16 protein-coding genes are annotated in these 16,424 nt (G+C 47.6%); 6 read left to right on the top strand and 10 right to left on the bottom strand.

What is annotated here, in order from left to right; all coding sequences use genetic code 11:
* Positions 1–142: 142 nt before the first annotated feature.
* The 4 genes from yugI to KNQ15_RS16050 form a co-directional block, all read right to left on the bottom strand.
* Positions 143–535 (bottom strand): S1 domain-containing post-transcriptional regulator GSP13, encoded by a 393-nt coding sequence (gene yugI, locus KNQ15_RS16065; RefSeq protein ID WP_012371159.1) that lies wholly within the window; start codon positions 533–535, stop codon positions 143–145.
* A gap of 434 nt (positions 536–969) precedes the next feature.
* The gene (locus tag KNQ15_RS16060) at positions 970–2,013 is read right to left on the bottom strand and encodes a ribonucleotide-diphosphate reductase subunit beta (protein ID WP_035406099.1); all 1,044 of its coding nucleotides are present in this window, start codon (positions 2,011–2,013) and stop codon (positions 970–972) included.
* Positions 1,982–2,470, bottom strand: coding sequence for a flavodoxin domain-containing protein (locus KNQ15_RS16055; RefSeq protein WP_214730058.1), 489 nt, complete (start codon positions 2,468–2,470; stop codon positions 1,982–1,984). The genes KNQ15_RS16060 and KNQ15_RS16055 overlap by 32 nt, the downstream gene beginning before the upstream one ends.
* Before the next feature lie 18 nt (positions 2,471–2,488).
* On the bottom strand, positions 2,489–4,756 hold the full coding sequence (locus KNQ15_RS16050; protein WP_023469117.1) for a ribonucleoside-diphosphate reductase subunit alpha: 2,268 nt from the start codon (positions 4,754–4,756) through the stop codon (positions 2,489–2,491).
* A 455-nt stretch (positions 4,757–5,211) separates the two neighbouring features.
* Between KNQ15_RS16050 and KNQ15_RS16045 the strand changes: the two genes are divergently transcribed.
* Genes KNQ15_RS16045 through KNQ15_RS16030 form a run of 4 tightly spaced genes read left to right on the top strand, consistent with a single transcriptional unit; the run spans position 5,212 to position 7,991 of the window.
* On the top strand, positions 5,212–5,451 hold the full coding sequence (locus KNQ15_RS16045) for a NifU N-terminal domain-containing protein (protein WP_023469118.1): 240 nt from the start codon (positions 5,212–5,214) through the stop codon (positions 5,449–5,451).
* Positions 5,452–5,507: 56 nt separating this feature from the next.
* On the top strand, positions 5,508–6,302 hold the full coding sequence (locus KNQ15_RS16040; RefSeq protein ID WP_214730057.1) for a glycosyltransferase family 2 protein: 795 nt from the start codon (positions 5,508–5,510) through the stop codon (positions 6,300–6,302).
* 4 nt (positions 6,303–6,306) lie between these two features.
* Positions 6,307–6,804, top strand: coding sequence for an Lrp/AsnC family transcriptional regulator (locus KNQ15_RS16035; protein WP_214730056.1), 498 nt, complete (start codon positions 6,307–6,309; stop codon positions 6,802–6,804).
* Positions 6,801–7,991, top strand: a complete 1,191-nt coding sequence (locus KNQ15_RS16030) for an aminotransferase (RefSeq protein ID WP_214730055.1) — start codon at positions 6,801–6,803, stop codon at positions 7,989–7,991. The genes KNQ15_RS16035 and KNQ15_RS16030 overlap by 4 nt, the downstream gene beginning before the upstream one ends.
* Before the next feature lie 42 nt (positions 7,992–8,033).
* On the opposite strand, the gene KNQ15_RS16025 is transcribed toward KNQ15_RS16030, so the two are convergent.
* Positions 8,034–8,921, bottom strand: coding sequence for a MazG nucleotide pyrophosphohydrolase domain-containing protein (locus tag KNQ15_RS16025; protein ID WP_251137728.1), 888 nt, complete (start codon positions 8,919–8,921; stop codon positions 8,034–8,036).
* Positions 8,887–9,072 (bottom strand): hypothetical protein, encoded by a 186-nt coding sequence (locus tag KNQ15_RS16020; protein ID WP_214730054.1) that lies wholly within the window; start codon positions 9,070–9,072, stop codon positions 8,887–8,889. The genes KNQ15_RS16025 and KNQ15_RS16020 overlap by 35 nt, the downstream gene beginning before the upstream one ends.
* Positions 9,073–9,165: 93 nt before the next feature.
* Here KNQ15_RS16020 and ytvI point away from each other — a divergent pair, with 93 nt between their 5' ends.
* Positions 9,166–10,290, top strand: coding sequence for a sporulation integral membrane protein YtvI (gene ytvI / locus KNQ15_RS16015; RefSeq protein ID WP_214730053.1), 1,125 nt, complete (start codon positions 9,166–9,168; stop codon positions 10,288–10,290).
* Here the strand turns inward: ytvI and KNQ15_RS16010 are convergent.
* The 3 genes from KNQ15_RS16010 to KNQ15_RS16000 are packed head-to-tail and all read right to left on the bottom strand — an operon-like array spanning position 10,270 to position 12,498.
* On the bottom strand, positions 10,270–10,938 hold the full coding sequence (locus KNQ15_RS16010) for a DUF429 domain-containing protein (RefSeq protein ID WP_214730052.1): 669 nt from the start codon (positions 10,936–10,938) through the stop codon (positions 10,270–10,272). The genes ytvI and KNQ15_RS16010 overlap by 21 nt on opposite strands.
* The gene (locus tag KNQ15_RS16005; RefSeq protein ID WP_158513350.1) at positions 10,919–11,089 is read right to left on the bottom strand and encodes a hypothetical protein; all 171 of its coding nucleotides are present in this window, start codon (positions 11,087–11,089) and stop codon (positions 10,919–10,921) included. Before KNQ15_RS16005 ends, KNQ15_RS16010 begins: the two co-directional genes overlap by 20 nt.
* Positions 11,086–12,498 (bottom strand): leucyl aminopeptidase, encoded by a 1,413-nt coding sequence (locus KNQ15_RS16000; RefSeq protein ID WP_214730051.1) that lies wholly within the window; start codon positions 12,496–12,498, stop codon positions 11,086–11,088. The genes KNQ15_RS16005 and KNQ15_RS16000 overlap by 4 nt, the downstream gene beginning before the upstream one ends.
* 353 nt (positions 12,499–12,851) lie before the next feature.
* Between KNQ15_RS16000 and ptsP the strand changes: the two genes are divergently transcribed.
* Entirely contained in the window at positions 12,852–14,576 is a 1,725-nt protein-coding gene (gene ptsP / locus KNQ15_RS15995; RefSeq protein ID WP_214730050.1) for a phosphoenolpyruvate--protein phosphotransferase, read from the top strand.
* A 108-nt stretch (positions 14,577–14,684) separates the two neighbouring features.
* Here the strand turns inward: ptsP and KNQ15_RS15990 are convergent, their stop codons facing one another.
* Positions 14,685–16,202 (bottom strand): MDR family MFS transporter, encoded by a 1,518-nt coding sequence (locus tag KNQ15_RS15990; protein WP_214730049.1) that lies wholly within the window; start codon positions 16,200–16,202, stop codon positions 14,685–14,687.
* Positions 16,203–16,424: the final 222 nt, after the last annotated feature.

Below are 16,424 nucleotides of genomic sequence, written 5' to 3'. Positions count from 1 at the left end.
ACAATCGACCACGAAAGTGTTTGGATTGGAAAACTGCATACGAGGTCTTTTCCGAAGAAGTGTTGCGCTTAATTTGACAAACCGTCATGTAAAAATCGCATAAAAAAAAGAGAACCGACCGATGTCGATTCTCTCATGTGGCTTATTTTTGGAAGTTTGATTTTTCAATCCATTCTTCCAATTTACCTTTAAGAACGTTGAATCCAGGTGCTTCTTCTTGTTTGAAAGCAGGACCTGCATCACGACGTCCAGCGTTTTTGCGTGGACCTTTCGCGCGTGCTTCACGTTTTGGAGCTTCCTGAGTTGCTTTGATCGAAAGCTTCATTTTTTTGTTAGCTTCGTCGATGTCGAGAACTTTAACAGTTACTTCATCGCCAACTTTTACGTAATCGTTGATGTCTTTTACGTAATCGTGTGAGATTTCTGAGATGTGGACGAGACCTTGTGTTTGCTCGTCAAGTGCTACGAAAGCACCGAAGTTTTGAATACCAGTTACTTTACCAGTAACGACTTGGTCTTTTTCAAAGTTTGCCATAATGTATACACTCCCTAACTAAATTCATCAACTTATAATAACACACTTTTCTTGTATCGTAAAAAATATTTTTGGAATTTGTTTATTTTTTATTTCACGAGGGAACATTTTAGTAGCAAGACTTCAAGTATTCCCCCTGATTCTGCCGAACTTTCCGAGTTCGGCCCTTTTTTTGTTCTTTTGTTGAATTGACCTAAGTGACAAAGAAAAGTAATGCTTGAAACGAGAAAGACAAAAGACAGATAAGACTATTAAAAAAACGGACAGTCTCGGTCTGCTCGTTTTCCGCGGACAAGCCCTCATGCCGCTTCAGATGCGTCGCATCTTCCAGGGTCATGACGACTTGTTTTTCCGCAGGAGTCGAGCAGAACCTCACCTGTCCTAGCGTAAAGGAAATATAGAGTAGAAGCAATCATCAATTATCTATTTATTACTTATAGATCGTCGAATCCATTCGCATCCGTTACTTTCGCATACGAACGTGATTTTTGTTCGAAGAAGTCCGATTTCGTCGCATTCATCGAATCATCCGAATACGCACGAATCCATGGCATGACGTCTTCGTCGTGCCCTTCATAAAGATCCGATAACCCGATGACGCGAAGGCGTTTGTTCGCGAGATATTTAACGTAGTCACGCATTTCGCTGACGTCAAGACCGTCTAAATCACGCAAGACATATTCGCTCCACTCGATTTCAAGATCAACGGCACGCTTGAACGTATCATAGACGAATTGTGTAAATGAGCCATCGGCATCAATTTCCGGATGCTCTGACAAGACAGCACGTAACAATTGGCTGATGAAGTACGAATGTTGCAATTCGTCACGTTGAATGTAGCTGATCATCGTCGATGTTCCGACCATCTTTTGGTGACGCGCTAAGTTATAGAAGAAGGCAAAGCCTGAATAGAAGTTGATTCCTTCAAGAACGATCGAAGCAACGAGCGATTTCGCGAAGTTTTCTGGAGTCCGGTCATTTTGGAAATCTTCGTATAAATCAAGAATGAATGCATTACGCTTCATGACCATGTCATCGTCTTTCGCGATATCAAAAATCCGGTTTTGTTCAGCCAATGGAACTAAGCTGGATAAGACGTAGCTGTACGATTGATTATGAACGACTTCCTGTTGCGCGATGATAGCGAGAATGGCATGAACGGATGAATCCGATGTGAACATTGCCGATTCCAAGATATAACGTGTCTGAACCGAGTCAAGGATCGAGAGCAGCCCGATGATTCGTTTGAATGCATCCTGTTCCCGTTCGCTTAATTGATTCCACTGTTGCATGTCCTTCGACATTGAGATCTCATCTGGGATCCAGAAGTTCGATAACAGTTGTTTGTAGATCGAATAAAACTGTGGATACGCAATGTCGTTCCAGTTGACGATGGCACTCGTTTCGCCACCGATGATCGCTGTCGCGCGATTTGGATGGCGTGCATCAAGCAGTTTGATTTTTTGTAGCTGTTCCATGTGCTTCGACTCCTTCTTGCTGTAATTGAAGAATGGTCCGTTTCGTCCATTCCTTGACGAGATGTGGGCGATTGCGTGGTGACTGCTCGATTTTCAACAGTTCTCCAGCAAGCGGCACCCCGAATTTTGAGAGATGATAAGCCATCTCATCAACGGCGCGACAATATTTGACGAACATCTTGTCCCCTGTTCCAAAAACAGCTGCCTGCGGAATCGCATGCGAACTCTCTTTTAGAACGGTTCTAAGACAGTCGCGCATATCGTCGGGCAGTTGCCCATCTCCCCACGTATACGAACCAAAATAGACGATATCATAAGGCATTAACTGATACGTCGTCACTTCGTCCGCAAACAACATCGTCGGCTCGATTTCCATCTCAGAACACGTCTTCGCGACGAGTTCTGCCACCTCCTCCGTGTTTCCACTCAATGACGCATATACGATTGCTGCCTTCATGATATCGTCCTCCTTATCTTATGATGAACACGATTCACATTCGTCGATCTCAACCGTTGTCGAACGCGTGTAGTAGATCGTCTTCATCCCGAGTTGCCACGCTTCCATGTGCATTTCGAGTAACTCTTTCGCCTTGACGTTGTTTTTCACATACAGATTGAAACTGATCGCTTGGTCGATGTGACGCTGACGTGAAGCATTTTGACGAATGCTCCATAACTGATCAATCTCAAACGCTGATTTATAGAACCAGTTCGTTTCCGGTGTTAAATCCGGAACAGTGACTGGGATCTTATAGTTTTTCTTCTCTTCCGAGTAGACTTTTTTGTAGATTGGATCAATCGATGCCGTACTACCCGCAATGATCGCCGTCGATGAGTTCGGTGCGACCGCCATCAAGTATGCGTTACGCATTCCGTACGCCGTGATGTCGGCTTGGAGACGATCCCAATCAAGTTCATCCGTCGTTTTGTAGTGGCGACGTTTGATGTACTCTCCTGTTTGCCATTCTGAACCTTCGAAGAGACGGTACGCGCCCTTCTCTTTCGCAAGTTGCATCGACGCATCGATCGTCAAGTAAGCGATCTTCTCGTAGAGACGGTCTGCGTATTGTACCGCTTCGACCGATTCCCAACGGATGCCCTCGAGTGCGAGCAGATGGTGCCAACCGAACGTGCCAAGACCAACGGCACGGTATTTTTGATTCGTCAATTGTGCTTGAGGAACATCGATCGTATTCAAGTCGATGACGTTATCAAGCATCCGCATTTGAATCGGAATTAATCGCTCTAGGACGTCAGAACGAACTGCACGTGCAAGTGCGATCGATGACAAGTTACAGACGACGAAGTCCCCTGGTGTCTTCGTGACGATGATTTTACCGTCTTCCGTGTATTCTTCTGTCACGGTCGTCGGGCTCATGTTCTGCATGATTTCTGAGCAAAGGTTTGACGAGTAGATCATGCCTGCATGTTTATTCGGATTCGCACGGTTAACGGCGTCACGGAAGAACATGTATGGCGTTCCTGTCTCAAGTTGCGAACGCATGTAGCGTTTGACGAGATCGATTGCCGGAACTGTTTTTTTGCTGAGACGTGGTTCGTTGACACACGCTTCGTATCGTTCCGTGAAGCTGCCACCTTGTTCCGTCTCATCGAAGTAGTCCTCGAGGCTAAAGCCCATGACTGTCCGGATCTCGTGTGGGTCAAACAAATGCCAATCTTCTCGTGCTTCGACGGCACGCATGAAACGGTCTGGTAAGTTAACACCTGTGAACAAATCATGTGTCCGAAGTCGCTCATCCCCGTTGTTGAGCTTCGCGTCCAGGAACTCGAGAATGTCCTTATGCCAGATGTCGAGATACACAGCGATCGATCCTTGACGCATACCGAGCTGGTCGACGCTGACTGCCGTGTTGTTCAACTGTTTCATCCACGGGATGACACCGCTTGAGACACCTTTGAATCCTTTGATGTCTGAGCCACGTGAACGAATCTTACCCATGTAGACGCCGATTCCGCCGCCACCTTTAGAAAGTGTCGCCACGTCCGTGTTCGAGTCGTAGATGCCACGTAGCGAATCATCGACTGTATCGATGAAACACGAAGAAAGTTGACCGTAAGACTTACCAGCGTTCGAAAGCGTCGGAGTCGCAACTGTCATGTAGAGGTTCGACAATGCCCAGTAAGATTCTTTGACGAGTTCTAAACGACGTTCTTTCGGTTCGTTCTGCATCAGTGTCATCGCGATGACCATGAACCGTTCTTGTGGTAGCTCGTACAAGTTTTTGACGTGATCGCGTGCGAGGTACCGGTCTGCCAGAGTTCGAAGACCAATGTATGTGAATAAGTGGTCGCGGGACGGATCGATCGTTGCCGACAGTTCGTTGATGTCTTCCTTCGAATACGCATCTAGTAAATGTTTCGTGAAGATGCCGATTTCTGTCAGTTTTTCAATCAGCGTATACAGCGAACCATATCGTTCTTCCGCTGCATATCCGCGATTTTCACCTGCTTCTAGGTATAACCGATTTAAGTAAGTCGCTGTCGCTACGAATGTCCAGTTTGGCTCTTCTGCCTTCAACATATCGAGTGCGTGCATTGTTAACAGTTCATAGACTTGATCGGCTTGTAGGGATTTTCCTTCAAGCGCTCGGATGGCACGTTCAGTATAGCGGTCGATATCAAGTTCCGGATACGTTTCCGTTGCTTGTCTAATCACGACATATACGTCTTCTATTGTCATTGCACCCTTAAAGATGCGTGCTGTATTCAGTGGAGATGCCACTATGAACCACTCCCATTCTCTATCGTTAAACAGGTTCGCATTACACGATGAAATACGCTAAACTAAAAAAAGACGTCCTACATATAGAAAGGACTCTACAAGTATCACTCTATATATAGACGTTTTAGCCGTTTTTAAACCTGTTAATGTACAAGATATAGGTTATCACTGAAATTCAAAAAAATAACCCCTTGCTTTGAAATTCAGGTCAAACAATTTGAAAAAGGCATCATGACGCCTTTTGAGATATATTGAGATAGCGAGTAAAATGCATTATAAGGTCAAGTGAACCGTTAAAATAAAGATGGTCCATTTCTCCTACTAGAAGAAAAATATTCTCTTCGAATTTTCTGATATACTGAACGTATCGATCTTCCGTCTATCAGGAAGAAGGATTCAATCCATCTATACGAAAAGACGGCATATACGTATGTACGTTGAAAGGAGCTTACCTCATGCAAGTCGATTACACACCAAATCCGAATTCCGTCAAAATCACGCTCGAAGAACAGCGCTTCGGTGCTAAAAGTACGAGTGTCAAAAAAGAAGATACACCTGAAGATGCGTTGCTCGCATCATTGATCGCCCTTGATGGCATCGACAATCTGTTCGCTTACGGCGACTTCGTGACGGTTACGAAAGAACCAGAAGCAGAATGGAACGAACTGCTACCACGTATTGAAGCAAACATGTAAAAAACAAGAAGACACCTGTTCCTGGACAGGTGTCTTTGTTCAAGGAGCGATCACTGATGCCAACCGTATCCATCATCATTCCGACGTACAATCGTCCTCGTGAATTAGCAGAAGCGCTAGAAGCATTGACGCGTCAACACTATCAAGACTTCGAAGTCATCGTCTTAAACAATAATGGAGACGATATCTCAGCAGTGACGACTGCATATCAGGACCGTCTTCAACTGACCTATGTCGAGTTACCTGAAAACCATCATGTTCGTGCTCGAAATCATGGTGTCACGCTCGCTTCCGGTCGGTATATCTTACTTCACGATGACGACGACCTCTTATTACCGAGTCACCTCGAAGAAGCAGTCGGCGATCTCGAAGCTGGTGCCGATCTCACCTATACGGACGCGGAACTCTTTACGTACCGCTGGGAAGAGGATCACCGGATTGCAATCGATTCTGAGCCATTCGCGTATCCGTACGATTCAGAGACGATTCGAGAAGACTCGACGTATATTCCGTCCGGGTCACTCTACCGTAAATCGCTCCACGACCAACTCGGTCCGTTTGACGAGGACGTCTTCAACTACTGGGACTGGGATTGGATCTTACGCGTCGGCAAGGATCATTTAATACTGCACCCGGCGCGCGCGACCGTCTTATATGCTTTCAATCCGTCGGGTAATCATGAATCCGCGCGTCAGGATGCAGCGCGACGCGTCTTTTTTGAACGCCTCGTTGAAAAACACCAACTTCCGACAACTGAAATGAAGAACTTCCATATCGTCCAGGCTGAGCGCCGCGCACGATTGCGCCAGACCCGCCGTACCTTCAATGGTCAATTGACAGAAAGTGAGTGATTCCATGTACACCGAAAAACAACTCGAATTATTAGCATTATTAACACAAAATGGTCCGATGGACGTGGACTTGCTTGCGCAAATGCTCGACTGGGAAGCGTCAGAAGTAGTAGCTTCCATCGAGACATTCAAACGCGACGGTGTCCTACTTGGTTACACCGCTGTCATCGACTGGCAAAAGATTCATGCCCACCATGGCGTGACAGCTTTCATCGACGTCAAAGTCACACCAAAACGTGGACGCGGTTTTGACGAGGTAGCGGAGCGGATCCATCGTTTCCCGGAAGTGACGTCCCTTTATCTGATGTCGGGCGCATATGACTTACAAGTCGTACTTGATGGCAAATCGCTACAAGAAGTCTCTCAATTCGTCTCGGAAAAATTATCGACGCTCGACTCCGTCATCTCGACGACGACCCATTTCCGCTTGAAGACCTACAAGCACGATGGTGTTCTCTTCAGTCAGGATGATGACGACAAACGATTGAAGGTGTCTCCATGAAGTCTCTATCTGAACGTGTCGAACAGCTAGCCCCATCCGGCATCCGTCGTTTCTTTGATTTAGCCGGATCAATGGAAGACGTCATCTCCCTTGGTGTCGGCGAACCTGATTTCGTCACGCCATGGAATGTGCGCGAAGCGAGCTTCGCAGCACTTGAGCAAGGCTATACAGCGTATAGTGCGAACGCCGGTTTGCTCGAGTTACGTCAGGAAATCGCGCTCTATATGCAAGAAAAGTTCGCCATCTCCTATTCGACGACGGAAGAGATCATCGTCACGACCGGTGCCTCAGAAGGACTTGACCTTGCGTTTCGTAGTTTGATCAATCCAGGAGATGAAGTCATCGTTGTTGAACCGGCATTCGTCTCGTATGCCCCTTTAATTGAACTCGCTGGAGGCATTCCTGTCGCCGCTGCGTGTCATGCAGAAGATGGTTTTGCGATTCAACCGGAAACGATCGAACAATTGCTAACGGACAAGACGAAAGCAATCATTTTCTGTTTCCCATCGAATCCGACGGGCTCGACAATGACACGCGATCAACTCGCCGATCTTGCACTACTCGTTCAAAAACATGATCTATATGTCATCAGCGACGAAATCTATGCGGAACTATCCTACGAAACGGAAGCAATCTGCTTTGCGACCCTTCCCGGAATGCGGGAGCGGACGATCATCATCAACGGTTTCTCGAAAGCCTTCGCGATGACAGGCTGGCGGCTCGGCTTCACTTGTGCACCACCTGCAATCACGCAATCGATGCTGAAGGTGCATCAATATGGGATGATGTGTGCCCCGACACTCGTTCAATTCGCGGGCATTGAAGCACTCCGTTCACGTCATAAGACGGTTCCTGACATGGTGACGAGTTATCGTCAACGCCGGAACTATTTCGTCAAGGCGTTAAACGATGCCGGTCTCCCGACACACTTACCGGGCGGTGCCTTCTATGCCTTCCCGTACATCGGTCATACTGGACTAACGAGTGAAGAGTTCGCGGAGCAATTGTTACTCGCTGAACGTGTCGCCGTCGTTCCAGGATCCGTCTTCGGAGCAAGTGGTGAGGGGTATGTCCGAGCAAGTTACGCGAGTTCGATTGAACAACTACAAGAAGCGATCGCACGGATTCAGCGCTTCATGAAAAAATGGCAGACTCAAGATGAGGCAACATCGTCTCATTCACATTAAAAAATGATCCGCCTGCTTTTCGGAGCAAGGCGGATCATTTTTTTAGTCTACATAGAGAACAAGGAACATCCGATGGTCGTCTTCCGCATGATACGGTGAGATTGGACCAAGTTGTGGTGCAAAGACTTCCAACCGATACGGTGAATTCTTGAAGTCAAGCGGTGTCCGCTCTTTGATCAACCGTCCCATTTCGTCCGCTAGTTCTTTCACTTCAACCAAACTACGCGAGCGTTCCATCGGTGCTTCGAAGACGAATGCCTCGATCCCCTCAATCGACGCACATCGGAGGAAACGCCGGAGTGACGGCAATGCTGCTTCCATGTTGTCCTCGATCGTTTGGTTCTCCTCGTACACAGGGGCTCCCCAGAGGCGCGCCTCACTTCCTGTCGCACTCCGGAAATGATCAATCGTCTCTTCCGTGATGGGATCACGTGTCAACGCGAAGCGTGTTTTATCCCGCTTCAGATTCTTTTCATTCGTCCGGTCGATTTCTGTCAGCAAATCAAGTTGAAGTGGTCGTGCTAACCGAAACAGTTCGCGTTGCAGACGTGCTAAGGAATGACCAATTGGAACAATCGTATCTTTCGCTTTCGGCGGTTTATCGCCTTCGTACCCGTTCATGACACGTGCGATTTGTCCGGCCTCATGCACGAGTCGATAAAACGAACCGTCCTGAGCATCGTTTACTGTCCCGAGTGTCTCATGCTGTGCTGCAAGATCCGCCACGTATTGATTCGCAAGACAGGTCGAGATCATCAAGACATCGACCAGCTCCAAGCGAAGGGCTTCTAAATCATTTTGTTCCAGTGCTTCTCCGACCTCACCGACTTCTTCCGTCAGGCGCGCGAGACCAGATAGCGGCCGAAAATAACCGCCGAGTGAGCGAATCGTCGCATCAACCTTTTGTTGCAGTGTCTTCATCTGTTCCATCTGTCTGACCCTCCACGATTGCTTGGCGTACGTGCGCTTCTGTCTCTTGCTTGACGCGTTGCGTAAACGCCTGATTTTTCTTCCATTCCCGGATTCCGACAGATGTCGCAGCAATCAACGCAGCAAATAGTCCAATTTCTCTTTTACGCATCGAGATCTCCTCCTTTTGAATGACTCGTAACCTACCTAAACATGATATGATGATATCAATAAATTCTACATAATCCAGTAAGAGGTGTTGCTTGTGTCGACTGAACGTCTTTGGCAAATGGCCCGGTTCCTGACGGTGATCTTCGCCTTCTTAATTGGTGGATGGTTACTCATCCGCCTCTCGTCCATCTTGTATCCATTCGTCTTTGCGTTTCTGCTTGCCCTTTTCAGCCGACCGCTCGTCGATTTCTTCCAAAAGCGGTTACGGATCAATCGTGGATGGGGTGCGTTGTTGTCGATCATTTTGATTAGTGGCTTATTGGTTGGCTCGCTCGCCTTGATCATCATGCAGTTGATTCGTGGTCTTGTATTCGTCGCCAATCAATTACCGGCGCAAATCCAAGAGTTGAGCCTGTATTTTCAAAAGCTGTACAATGAAAAACTGGCACCGATTTGGAACGATGCTTCTGAAGCCTTACGTTCACTGGAACCATCACAACAAAATACGGTTCAAAACAGTATCCAATCACTCGGTAGTTCGCTTGCGAGTGCAATCGGCGAAGGTTCAAAAAGTATCGCCATGATGCTACAGACGGTTCTTGCGACATTACCATCGATTGCATTGATTTTCGTCATCGTGTTACTCGCTTGGTTCTTCATCGCAAAAGATTGGCACCAGTACGAGATGCGATTGAAACGCTATGAGATGCTCCCTTGGTTTGCCCGTTTCGAGTCGGTCTTCCTGAGCTTACGGTCTGCCTTGTTCGGCTATCTCAAAGCACAGTTCACCTTGATCACGATCACGTTCTTTATCGTCTTGATTGGTTTGTTCATCATTGGTGTCGAGCATCCGTTTGCAGTTGCGTTTATCGCTGCCTTTTTCGATATCTTGCCGTATCTCGGTACCGGTTCCGTTTTCTTGCCTTGGATCGCCTACTCCTTGATTACCGGAGATACGACTCTTGCAATCGGACTTGGTATTTTGTACGCCCTCGTCATTCTTCAACGTAACATCATGGAACCGAAGATCGTCGGCGATAATATCGGCATTCAACCGATTACAGCATTGATCGCACTGTTCGTCGGAATTCAATTTTTCGGTGTCTTCGGGTTAATCCTCGGACCATTGATCGCGGTCATCTTAAAAGCACTCTACAATGCACAGATTTTCCATTACATTTGGGACTTCGTCAAAGGATCACCCACACCATTTCGGTGAGGGTGATTTTTTCGGTAGAGCTGCATATAACGGATACCCTTCCGGATCCACCGGTCGACTGGCTGGCAGGTAATCGCAAGGAAAACGGGCACCGGTCGCAAGCAGACAAGCGTCGAGCCAATCATCGATCGCAACATGCGACTGACGCTGTTCCCATAACGGCGGACAATCAAAGCGCTCCAGCAATTCGATTCGTTCCGCAATGCCTTCGGTTGTTTTCTTTGAAAAGCGTGCCGGATGACCGGCGAGTCGCGCGAAACAGACTTCCGGATGGGCTTCAATCATCTCCGTTCGATATACCTGACGGACTTCTTTGATTTTCGGTAAGAGATACCATGCTTGTTTTGAAAGCCCGATCCCCGCATATTGTTTCGCTAAATCATTTGCTTCTATATAAGTTGAAACTGTCAACGCACTGAGAAACGGTGCATTAAAGACACTACTCGTCCGCCCAGGTCGTAATTCCTGTCGTAACAACTGATCCGTTTCGCGTCGTCCTTCCGTTAAACCAATCGGCATATCGATCCAAATCCGGTCGGCGATCGGAATCTGTGCAAGCGTCGGTTCGACAAATCCCCTATAACGATTGTTTTCGTACGTAACGACGACCCACCCCGCCTTTGCCGCATCAATTCCGATGACGTGCATTCGTCTTCTCCCGGAAAGAACGCAGTAGTGATAAGACGGTGAAGATACCGATGAACGTCGCGAGACCGAGCGATAGACGATCACGCGCATCCAAGTACCAGACGACGGCAAGAATCGTCAACAAGACACCGAGTAAATTCCAGCGTCTCATTTTTCTTGCTCGACGAATCGATACAGACTACGAACCATGACACCCGTTGCTCCTTTTGGACCAATCTCAGACGCTTGATTCTGTTCCGATGTTCCCGCGATATCGAGGTGCAACCATGGTGTGTCACCGACGAATTCACCGACAAACGCACCACCGAAGATCATATGTCCCATGCGTCCTGGTGAGTTGTTCAAGTCTGCGACTTCCGAACGGCGGACTTGTTTAATGAACGCATCGACATACGGCATTTGCCAGACCATCTCATTCGTCTCTTTCGTCACCTGTTCAAAGCGTTCGTAAAGTGACGCATCATTCGTCAACGCACCTGTGATTTCTGTTCCAAGGGCAACAAGGACACCACCTGTCAAAGTCGCAAGATCAATGATCGCTTTTGGTTGATACTCTTTGACGTACGTGACTGCGTCAGCAAGGACAAGCCGTCCTTCCGCATCCGTGTTCAAGACTTCAATCGTTTTTCCTGCCATCGATGTGATGACGTCGTCCGGTTTGAAGGCATCTCCTGAAATCATATTGTCGGTTGCTGGAATGACACCGATGACGTGAACATCTGGCTTCAGCTGACCGAGTGCTTCGAACAGACCGAGAACCGCTGCTGCTCCCCCCATGTCGCCTTTCATTCCGACGATTCCGTCTTTCGGTTTGATGGAATAACCACCTGTATCGAATGTGACGCCTTTTCCGACGACCGCGATTGGTGCTTCTGCTGAACCTTTATATTCAAGGACGATCAATTTCGGTGGAATGACGGATCCTTGGTTGACCGCAAGCAAGGCGCCCATCCCGAGTGCTTCCATCTCTTCCTTATCGATGATCCGGAGATCATGCCCATGACGCTCCGCGATGAAACGGGCTTCGTCCGCAAGTGCTGGCGCTGTCAAGAGATTCCCTGGCATCGTTACGAGACGACGCGCTAAGTTCGTCGCTTCAGCCAAGACTGTCCCGCGGCGTACTGCTTCTTCCTCTTCAGGTAAGACCGTCAGTTGTAACGTATATGCTTTAGAAGGCGACGTCTTATAATGCTTGACCTCATATGTAGCGAGGGTAAATGTCTCGGCAATCAGTTCGACCGGTTGTCCTGGGAATGTCGTCGCATCAACTGTGACATGTTCTAAGCGACGTGCTTTAACATGTTGTGCTGCTTTTCCGAGTAAGCGACGCAAATCATCTTGCGAAAGCTGATCGACTTTCCCGAGGCCGACGAACAAGACACGTGCCACGTCTCCCGATAATGTCGGCAACAGTCGGAGTTCTCCGCGTTTCGTTGAGATATCACCTTGACGGACCCACTCTTCTAATTTGTCACCATACAGTGCCTGTAACCGTTCATCGAGCGGTTGATTTCCTGAAATCCCGACAACGAGTACATCTACGGATTGATTCGTTTGCATATAAAACTCCCCCTTTGACTAGTATCTATTAGTATGAAGTGTTTTCAGTCATTTTCCAACTGATAGCCTCTCGACCGACCGCAAACGCTTTCACTACTTCTGTTCGACATTTTGTCGAAATGCTTGGTTTCAAACAATTGTTGCCCGTTTCACAATATGATAGGATTAAACGGGTGAAATGTTGAGACACTTCAAGAAACGATGCGTTTGCTGTTCCGAGAAATGTCTACGTTTTCATTCAAGGGAGAGTGCGCAGAAGGCTCGTTAAGAGAGAGGCGTTTATGGGTATCTATAGATAGCTAAGAAACGAAGTCATCGCGTTAAAAAAACTTACTGAAAAGAGGGTAATACACATGGCACAACATATCAAGGGAATTGGCGCTTCTGCAGGGATCGCGATTGCAAAAGCATTCGTGATGGAAACACCGGTCTTTGAGATTCCATCGCACAAAATCGAGGATGCAGCTGCGGAAAAAGAACGTTTCCAAGCAGCGATCGCAAAATCGAAGACAGAACTCGAAGTCATTCGTGAAAATACCTTACAAGAATTAGGTCCAGATAAAGCGGAGATCTTCTCGGCTCACCTTCTCATCTTAGAAGATCCGGAAATCGTCAGTCAGGTGAACGCAAAAATCGAGGATGAGCAAGCAAATGCTGCAAAAGCACTCGATGAAGTCGCAAACATGATGGTCATGATTTTCGAATCAATGGACAACGAATACATGCGCGAACGTGCAGCAGACGTTCGTGACGTCACGAAACGGACGATGGCTCACCTTCTCGGTATCACGTTCGTCACTCCAGCTCAAATCAACGAAGAAGTCATCATCATCGCAGAAGACTTGACTCCTTCAGATACAGCTCAATTGAACCGTAAATATGCTAAAGGTTTCGCAACGAACATTGGTGGCCGGACATCGCACTCTGCCATCATGTCACGTTCACTCGAAATCCCAGCAGTCGTCGGAACAAAAGTTGTTTTAACGGACGTTAAACACGGCGACCTTCTCATCCTTGACGGTGCAGAAGGTGACGTCATCGTCAACCCAAGCGAAGAGCAAGTGGCTGAGTATGAAGCAAAACGCGCAGCATACATCGCACAAAAAGAAGAGTGGAAAAAACTCAAGAACGAAAAAACAATGACGGCTGACGGTCATCACGTCGAGCTCGCTGCAAACATCGGTACACCAAACGATGTCAAAGGCGTTTTGGATAACGGTGCAGAAGCAGTCGGTCTCTATCGTACGGAATTCCTCTACATGGATGCAGAGACATTCCCAACGGAAGACGAGCAGTTCACAGCTTACAAAACCGTTCTCGAATCAATGGGCGATAAAAAAGTCGTCATCCGGACACTCGATATCGGTGGCGATAAAGAATTGTCGTACCTTGATCTCCCGCACGAGATGAACCCGTTCCTCGGTTACCGTGCGATCCGTCTCTGTCTCGATCAAACAGACTTGTTCCGTACGCAATTACGCGCACTTCTTCGTGCGAGCGCATACGGTAAACTTGCTGTCATGTTCCCGATGATCGCAACGATCGAAGAGTTCCGTGCTGCAAAAGCACTTCTCCTTGAAGAGAAAGCAAACCTTCAAGCTGAAGGTGTCACTGTATCGGAAGACATCGAAGTCGGTATGATGGTTGAAATCCCAGCAACAGCGGTCATGGCTCGTCAGTTCGCAAAAGAAGTCGACTTCTTCTCTGTCGGAACGAACGATTTGATTCAATACACAATGGCGGCAGACCGGATGAACGAAAAAGTATCATACCTGTACCAACCGTTCAACCCAGCAATCTTGAACCTCTTGAACAACGTCATCACTGAAGCACACAAAGCAGGCAAATGGGTCGGCATGTGTGGTGAGATGGCAGGAGAAGAATTGGCACTCCCGATCCTTCTTGGTCTTGGTCTTGATGAGTTCTCGATGTCATCATCATCTGTCCTTCGCGCACGCAGCTTGATGACACGCCTCAACAAATCAGAGTGTGAAGCAATCGTCGAGCAAGTACTCGATATGGATACGGCAGAAGAAGTCGTTGACTTCCTCAGCACGACATTCGACATCAAAAAATAAGTTCTGTCAGACGAATCTGGAGTAATCCAGGTTCGTCTTTTTTTGTCTTGTTAAACAAAAAAACAACGCCTCTTTCTAATAAGAAAGAAGACGTTGTTGAAATGGTGATCATTGAGCTTGTTTCTTCTTCACTGGCGTTGCTTGTTCCGACAGAATCGGACGCTCGTTCCCCATCAAGAAGATAAAGATGACACCGAGCACTGCTGGAATCAATGCCCAGAAATAGACGGTTGAGATCGATTCTGCAAGCGACGTCTTGATCGCTGTCGCGACTTCTGGTGGCATCTTCGCAAACGCATCAGCCGTTGGGAACTGTCCACCCGACGGCGCCCCGCCTTGCGGCAACCGATCGGAGACAGCTGACGTGAACGTCCGTGATTGAATGATTCCGAGGACCGTGACACCAAGCGTCATTCCGATTGTCCGAAATGTCGAGCCCATCGAGGTCGCTGCGCCACGACGTTGCATCTCGATGCCATTGATACTCGCTAGATTCAATAGAGAGAAACTAAAGCCAACACCAAATCCGAGAATGATCATATAAATCGTTACTGCTGTCCGCGATGTCTCAAGCGTCATCGTACTAAGGAGATAGACACCGAGTAGGAAAAAGACCGCCGAGACGATCATGATGTTCCGAAAACCAAACTTGTTCGGCAATTGTCCACCAAGTTGCGCCGAGATGACCGAGGCAATCAACATCGGCATCAAGATTAGACCGGAGTTCGTCGCACTGCCACCAAAGACACCTTGCACGAAGATTGGAATGAATACACTCGCTGAGATAAAGACGAATCCATAAAAGAACGCTACGCCTTGAGTTGCCGCAAATAAGCGACGACGGAATAGACTGAACGTAATGACGGGATCCGCGGCACGTCGTTCAGCAAACGCAAAAGCAACGAACGCGACAAGTGCTGCTCCGAACAGACCAAGAATTTGTGGCGAAGACCACGCATATTCTTTTCCACCCATTTCAAGTGCGAGCAAGAATAAAACCAATCCGGCGACAAGCGTAAAGGCACCGACATAGTCGATCTTCTGTGTCCGGTGTACCGGTGATTCCTGATAGAAGACTGTTACGAGACCAAGGGCAATCAAGCCGAGTGGGATATTGATATAGAATACCCAGCGCCAGTCGAGGGAATCCGTCAATACGGCACCAAGCAACGGTCCGAAGATACTCGAGATACCGAAGACCGCTCCAAACAACCCACTGACTTTCCCCCGTTTTTCCGGTGGGAAGATATCAAAGATGATCGTAAAGGCGATTGGCATCAACGCTCCTCCACCGAGCCCTTGCAAGGCACGATACGCAGACAATTCAATGATAGAATCCGCCATACCACACAAGATACTCCCTACCATGAAGAGAAGCATCCCAAAGAGGAAGAAGCGTTTTCTTCCATACATATCACTCAGTTTACCGAAGATCGGCATTCCGGCAACGGTTGCGATCATGTAAGCAGATGTGACCCATGCGTACTGATCAAACCCATTCAGTTCGCTGACGATCGTTGGCATCGCTGTCGCAACGATCGTGTTATCCATTGCTGCGACTAAAATCCCAATCAATAACCCAATGACGACAGGTGTCGTATTCGTTTTTGTTGTAGTCGAAGACATCGACTCACCTCATTTCTCAAAAAATTAGCTAACTCTTATAATAGCTAACTTATTGTATCATCATATGTGCAAAATCTCATTATCAAATGTGCTCTACGATCGTTTCACACAAAAAAGACGGATCGCCTATGACGGAGGCCACTGAAAAACCTCTAGATAAAGTGGTCTAAAACAGAAAAGGTGCTCCATCCACATATATTTTTGTGGATGGAGCACCTTTTC

The sequence above is a fragment of the Exiguobacterium sp. s168 genome (genome assembly GCF_018619035.1).
Taxonomy (GTDB): Bacteria; Bacillota; Bacilli; order Exiguobacteriales; family Exiguobacteriaceae; genus Exiguobacterium_A; species Exiguobacterium_A acetylicum.
This window is presented reverse-complemented; position numbering and strand designations above follow the sequence as displayed.

Excerpts from the sequence above, each read along its gene's own strand:
- KNQ15_RS16060 (WP_035406099.1), bottom strand. The coding sequence starts at position 2,013 with ATGGAACAGCTACAAAAAATCAAACTGCTTGATGCACGCCATCCAAAT.
- KNQ15_RS16000 (WP_214730051.1), bottom strand. The coding sequence starts at position 12,498 with ATGCAAACGAATCAATCCGTAGATGTACTCGTTGTCGGGATTTCAGGA.
- KNQ15_RS16055 (WP_214730058.1), bottom strand. The coding sequence starts at position 2,470 with ATGAAGGCAGCAATCGTATATGCGTCATTGAGTGGAAACACGGAGGAG.
- KNQ15_RS16035 (WP_214730056.1), top strand. The coding sequence starts at position 6,307 with ATGTACACCGAAAAACAACTCGAATTATTAGCATTATTAACACAAAAT.
- KNQ15_RS16005 (WP_158513350.1), bottom strand. The coding sequence starts at position 11,089 with ATGAGACGCTGGAATTTACTCGGTGTCTTGTTGACGATTCTTGCCGTC.
- KNQ15_RS16010 (WP_214730052.1), bottom strand. The coding sequence starts at position 10,938 with ATGCACGTCATCGGAATTGATGCGGCAAAGGCGGGGTGGGTCGTCGTT.
- KNQ15_RS16030 (WP_214730055.1), top strand. The coding sequence starts at position 6,801 with ATGAAGTCTCTATCTGAACGTGTCGAACAGCTAGCCCCATCCGGCATC.
- KNQ15_RS16020 (WP_214730054.1), bottom strand. The coding sequence starts at position 9,072 with ATGCGTAAAAGAGAAATTGGACTATTTGCTGCGTTGATTGCTGCGACA.
- KNQ15_RS15990 (WP_214730049.1), bottom strand. The coding sequence starts at position 16,202 with ATGTCTTCGACTACAACAAAAACGAATACGACACCTGTCGTCATTGGG.
- yugI (WP_012371159.1), bottom strand. The coding sequence starts at position 535 with ATGGCAAACTTTGAAAAAGACCAAGTCGTTACTGGTAAAGTAACTGGT.
- KNQ15_RS16040 (WP_214730057.1), top strand. The coding sequence starts at position 5,508 with ATGCCAACCGTATCCATCATCATTCCGACGTACAATCGTCCTCGTGAA.
- ptsP (WP_214730050.1), top strand. The coding sequence starts at position 12,852 with ATGGCACAACATATCAAGGGAATTGGCGCTTCTGCAGGGATCGCGATT.
- KNQ15_RS16025 (WP_251137728.1), bottom strand. The coding sequence starts at position 8,921 with ATGGAACAGATGAAGACACTGCAACAAAAGGTTGATGCGACGATTCGC.
- KNQ15_RS16045 (WP_023469118.1), top strand. The coding sequence starts at position 5,212 with ATGCAAGTCGATTACACACCAAATCCGAATTCCGTCAAAATCACGCTC.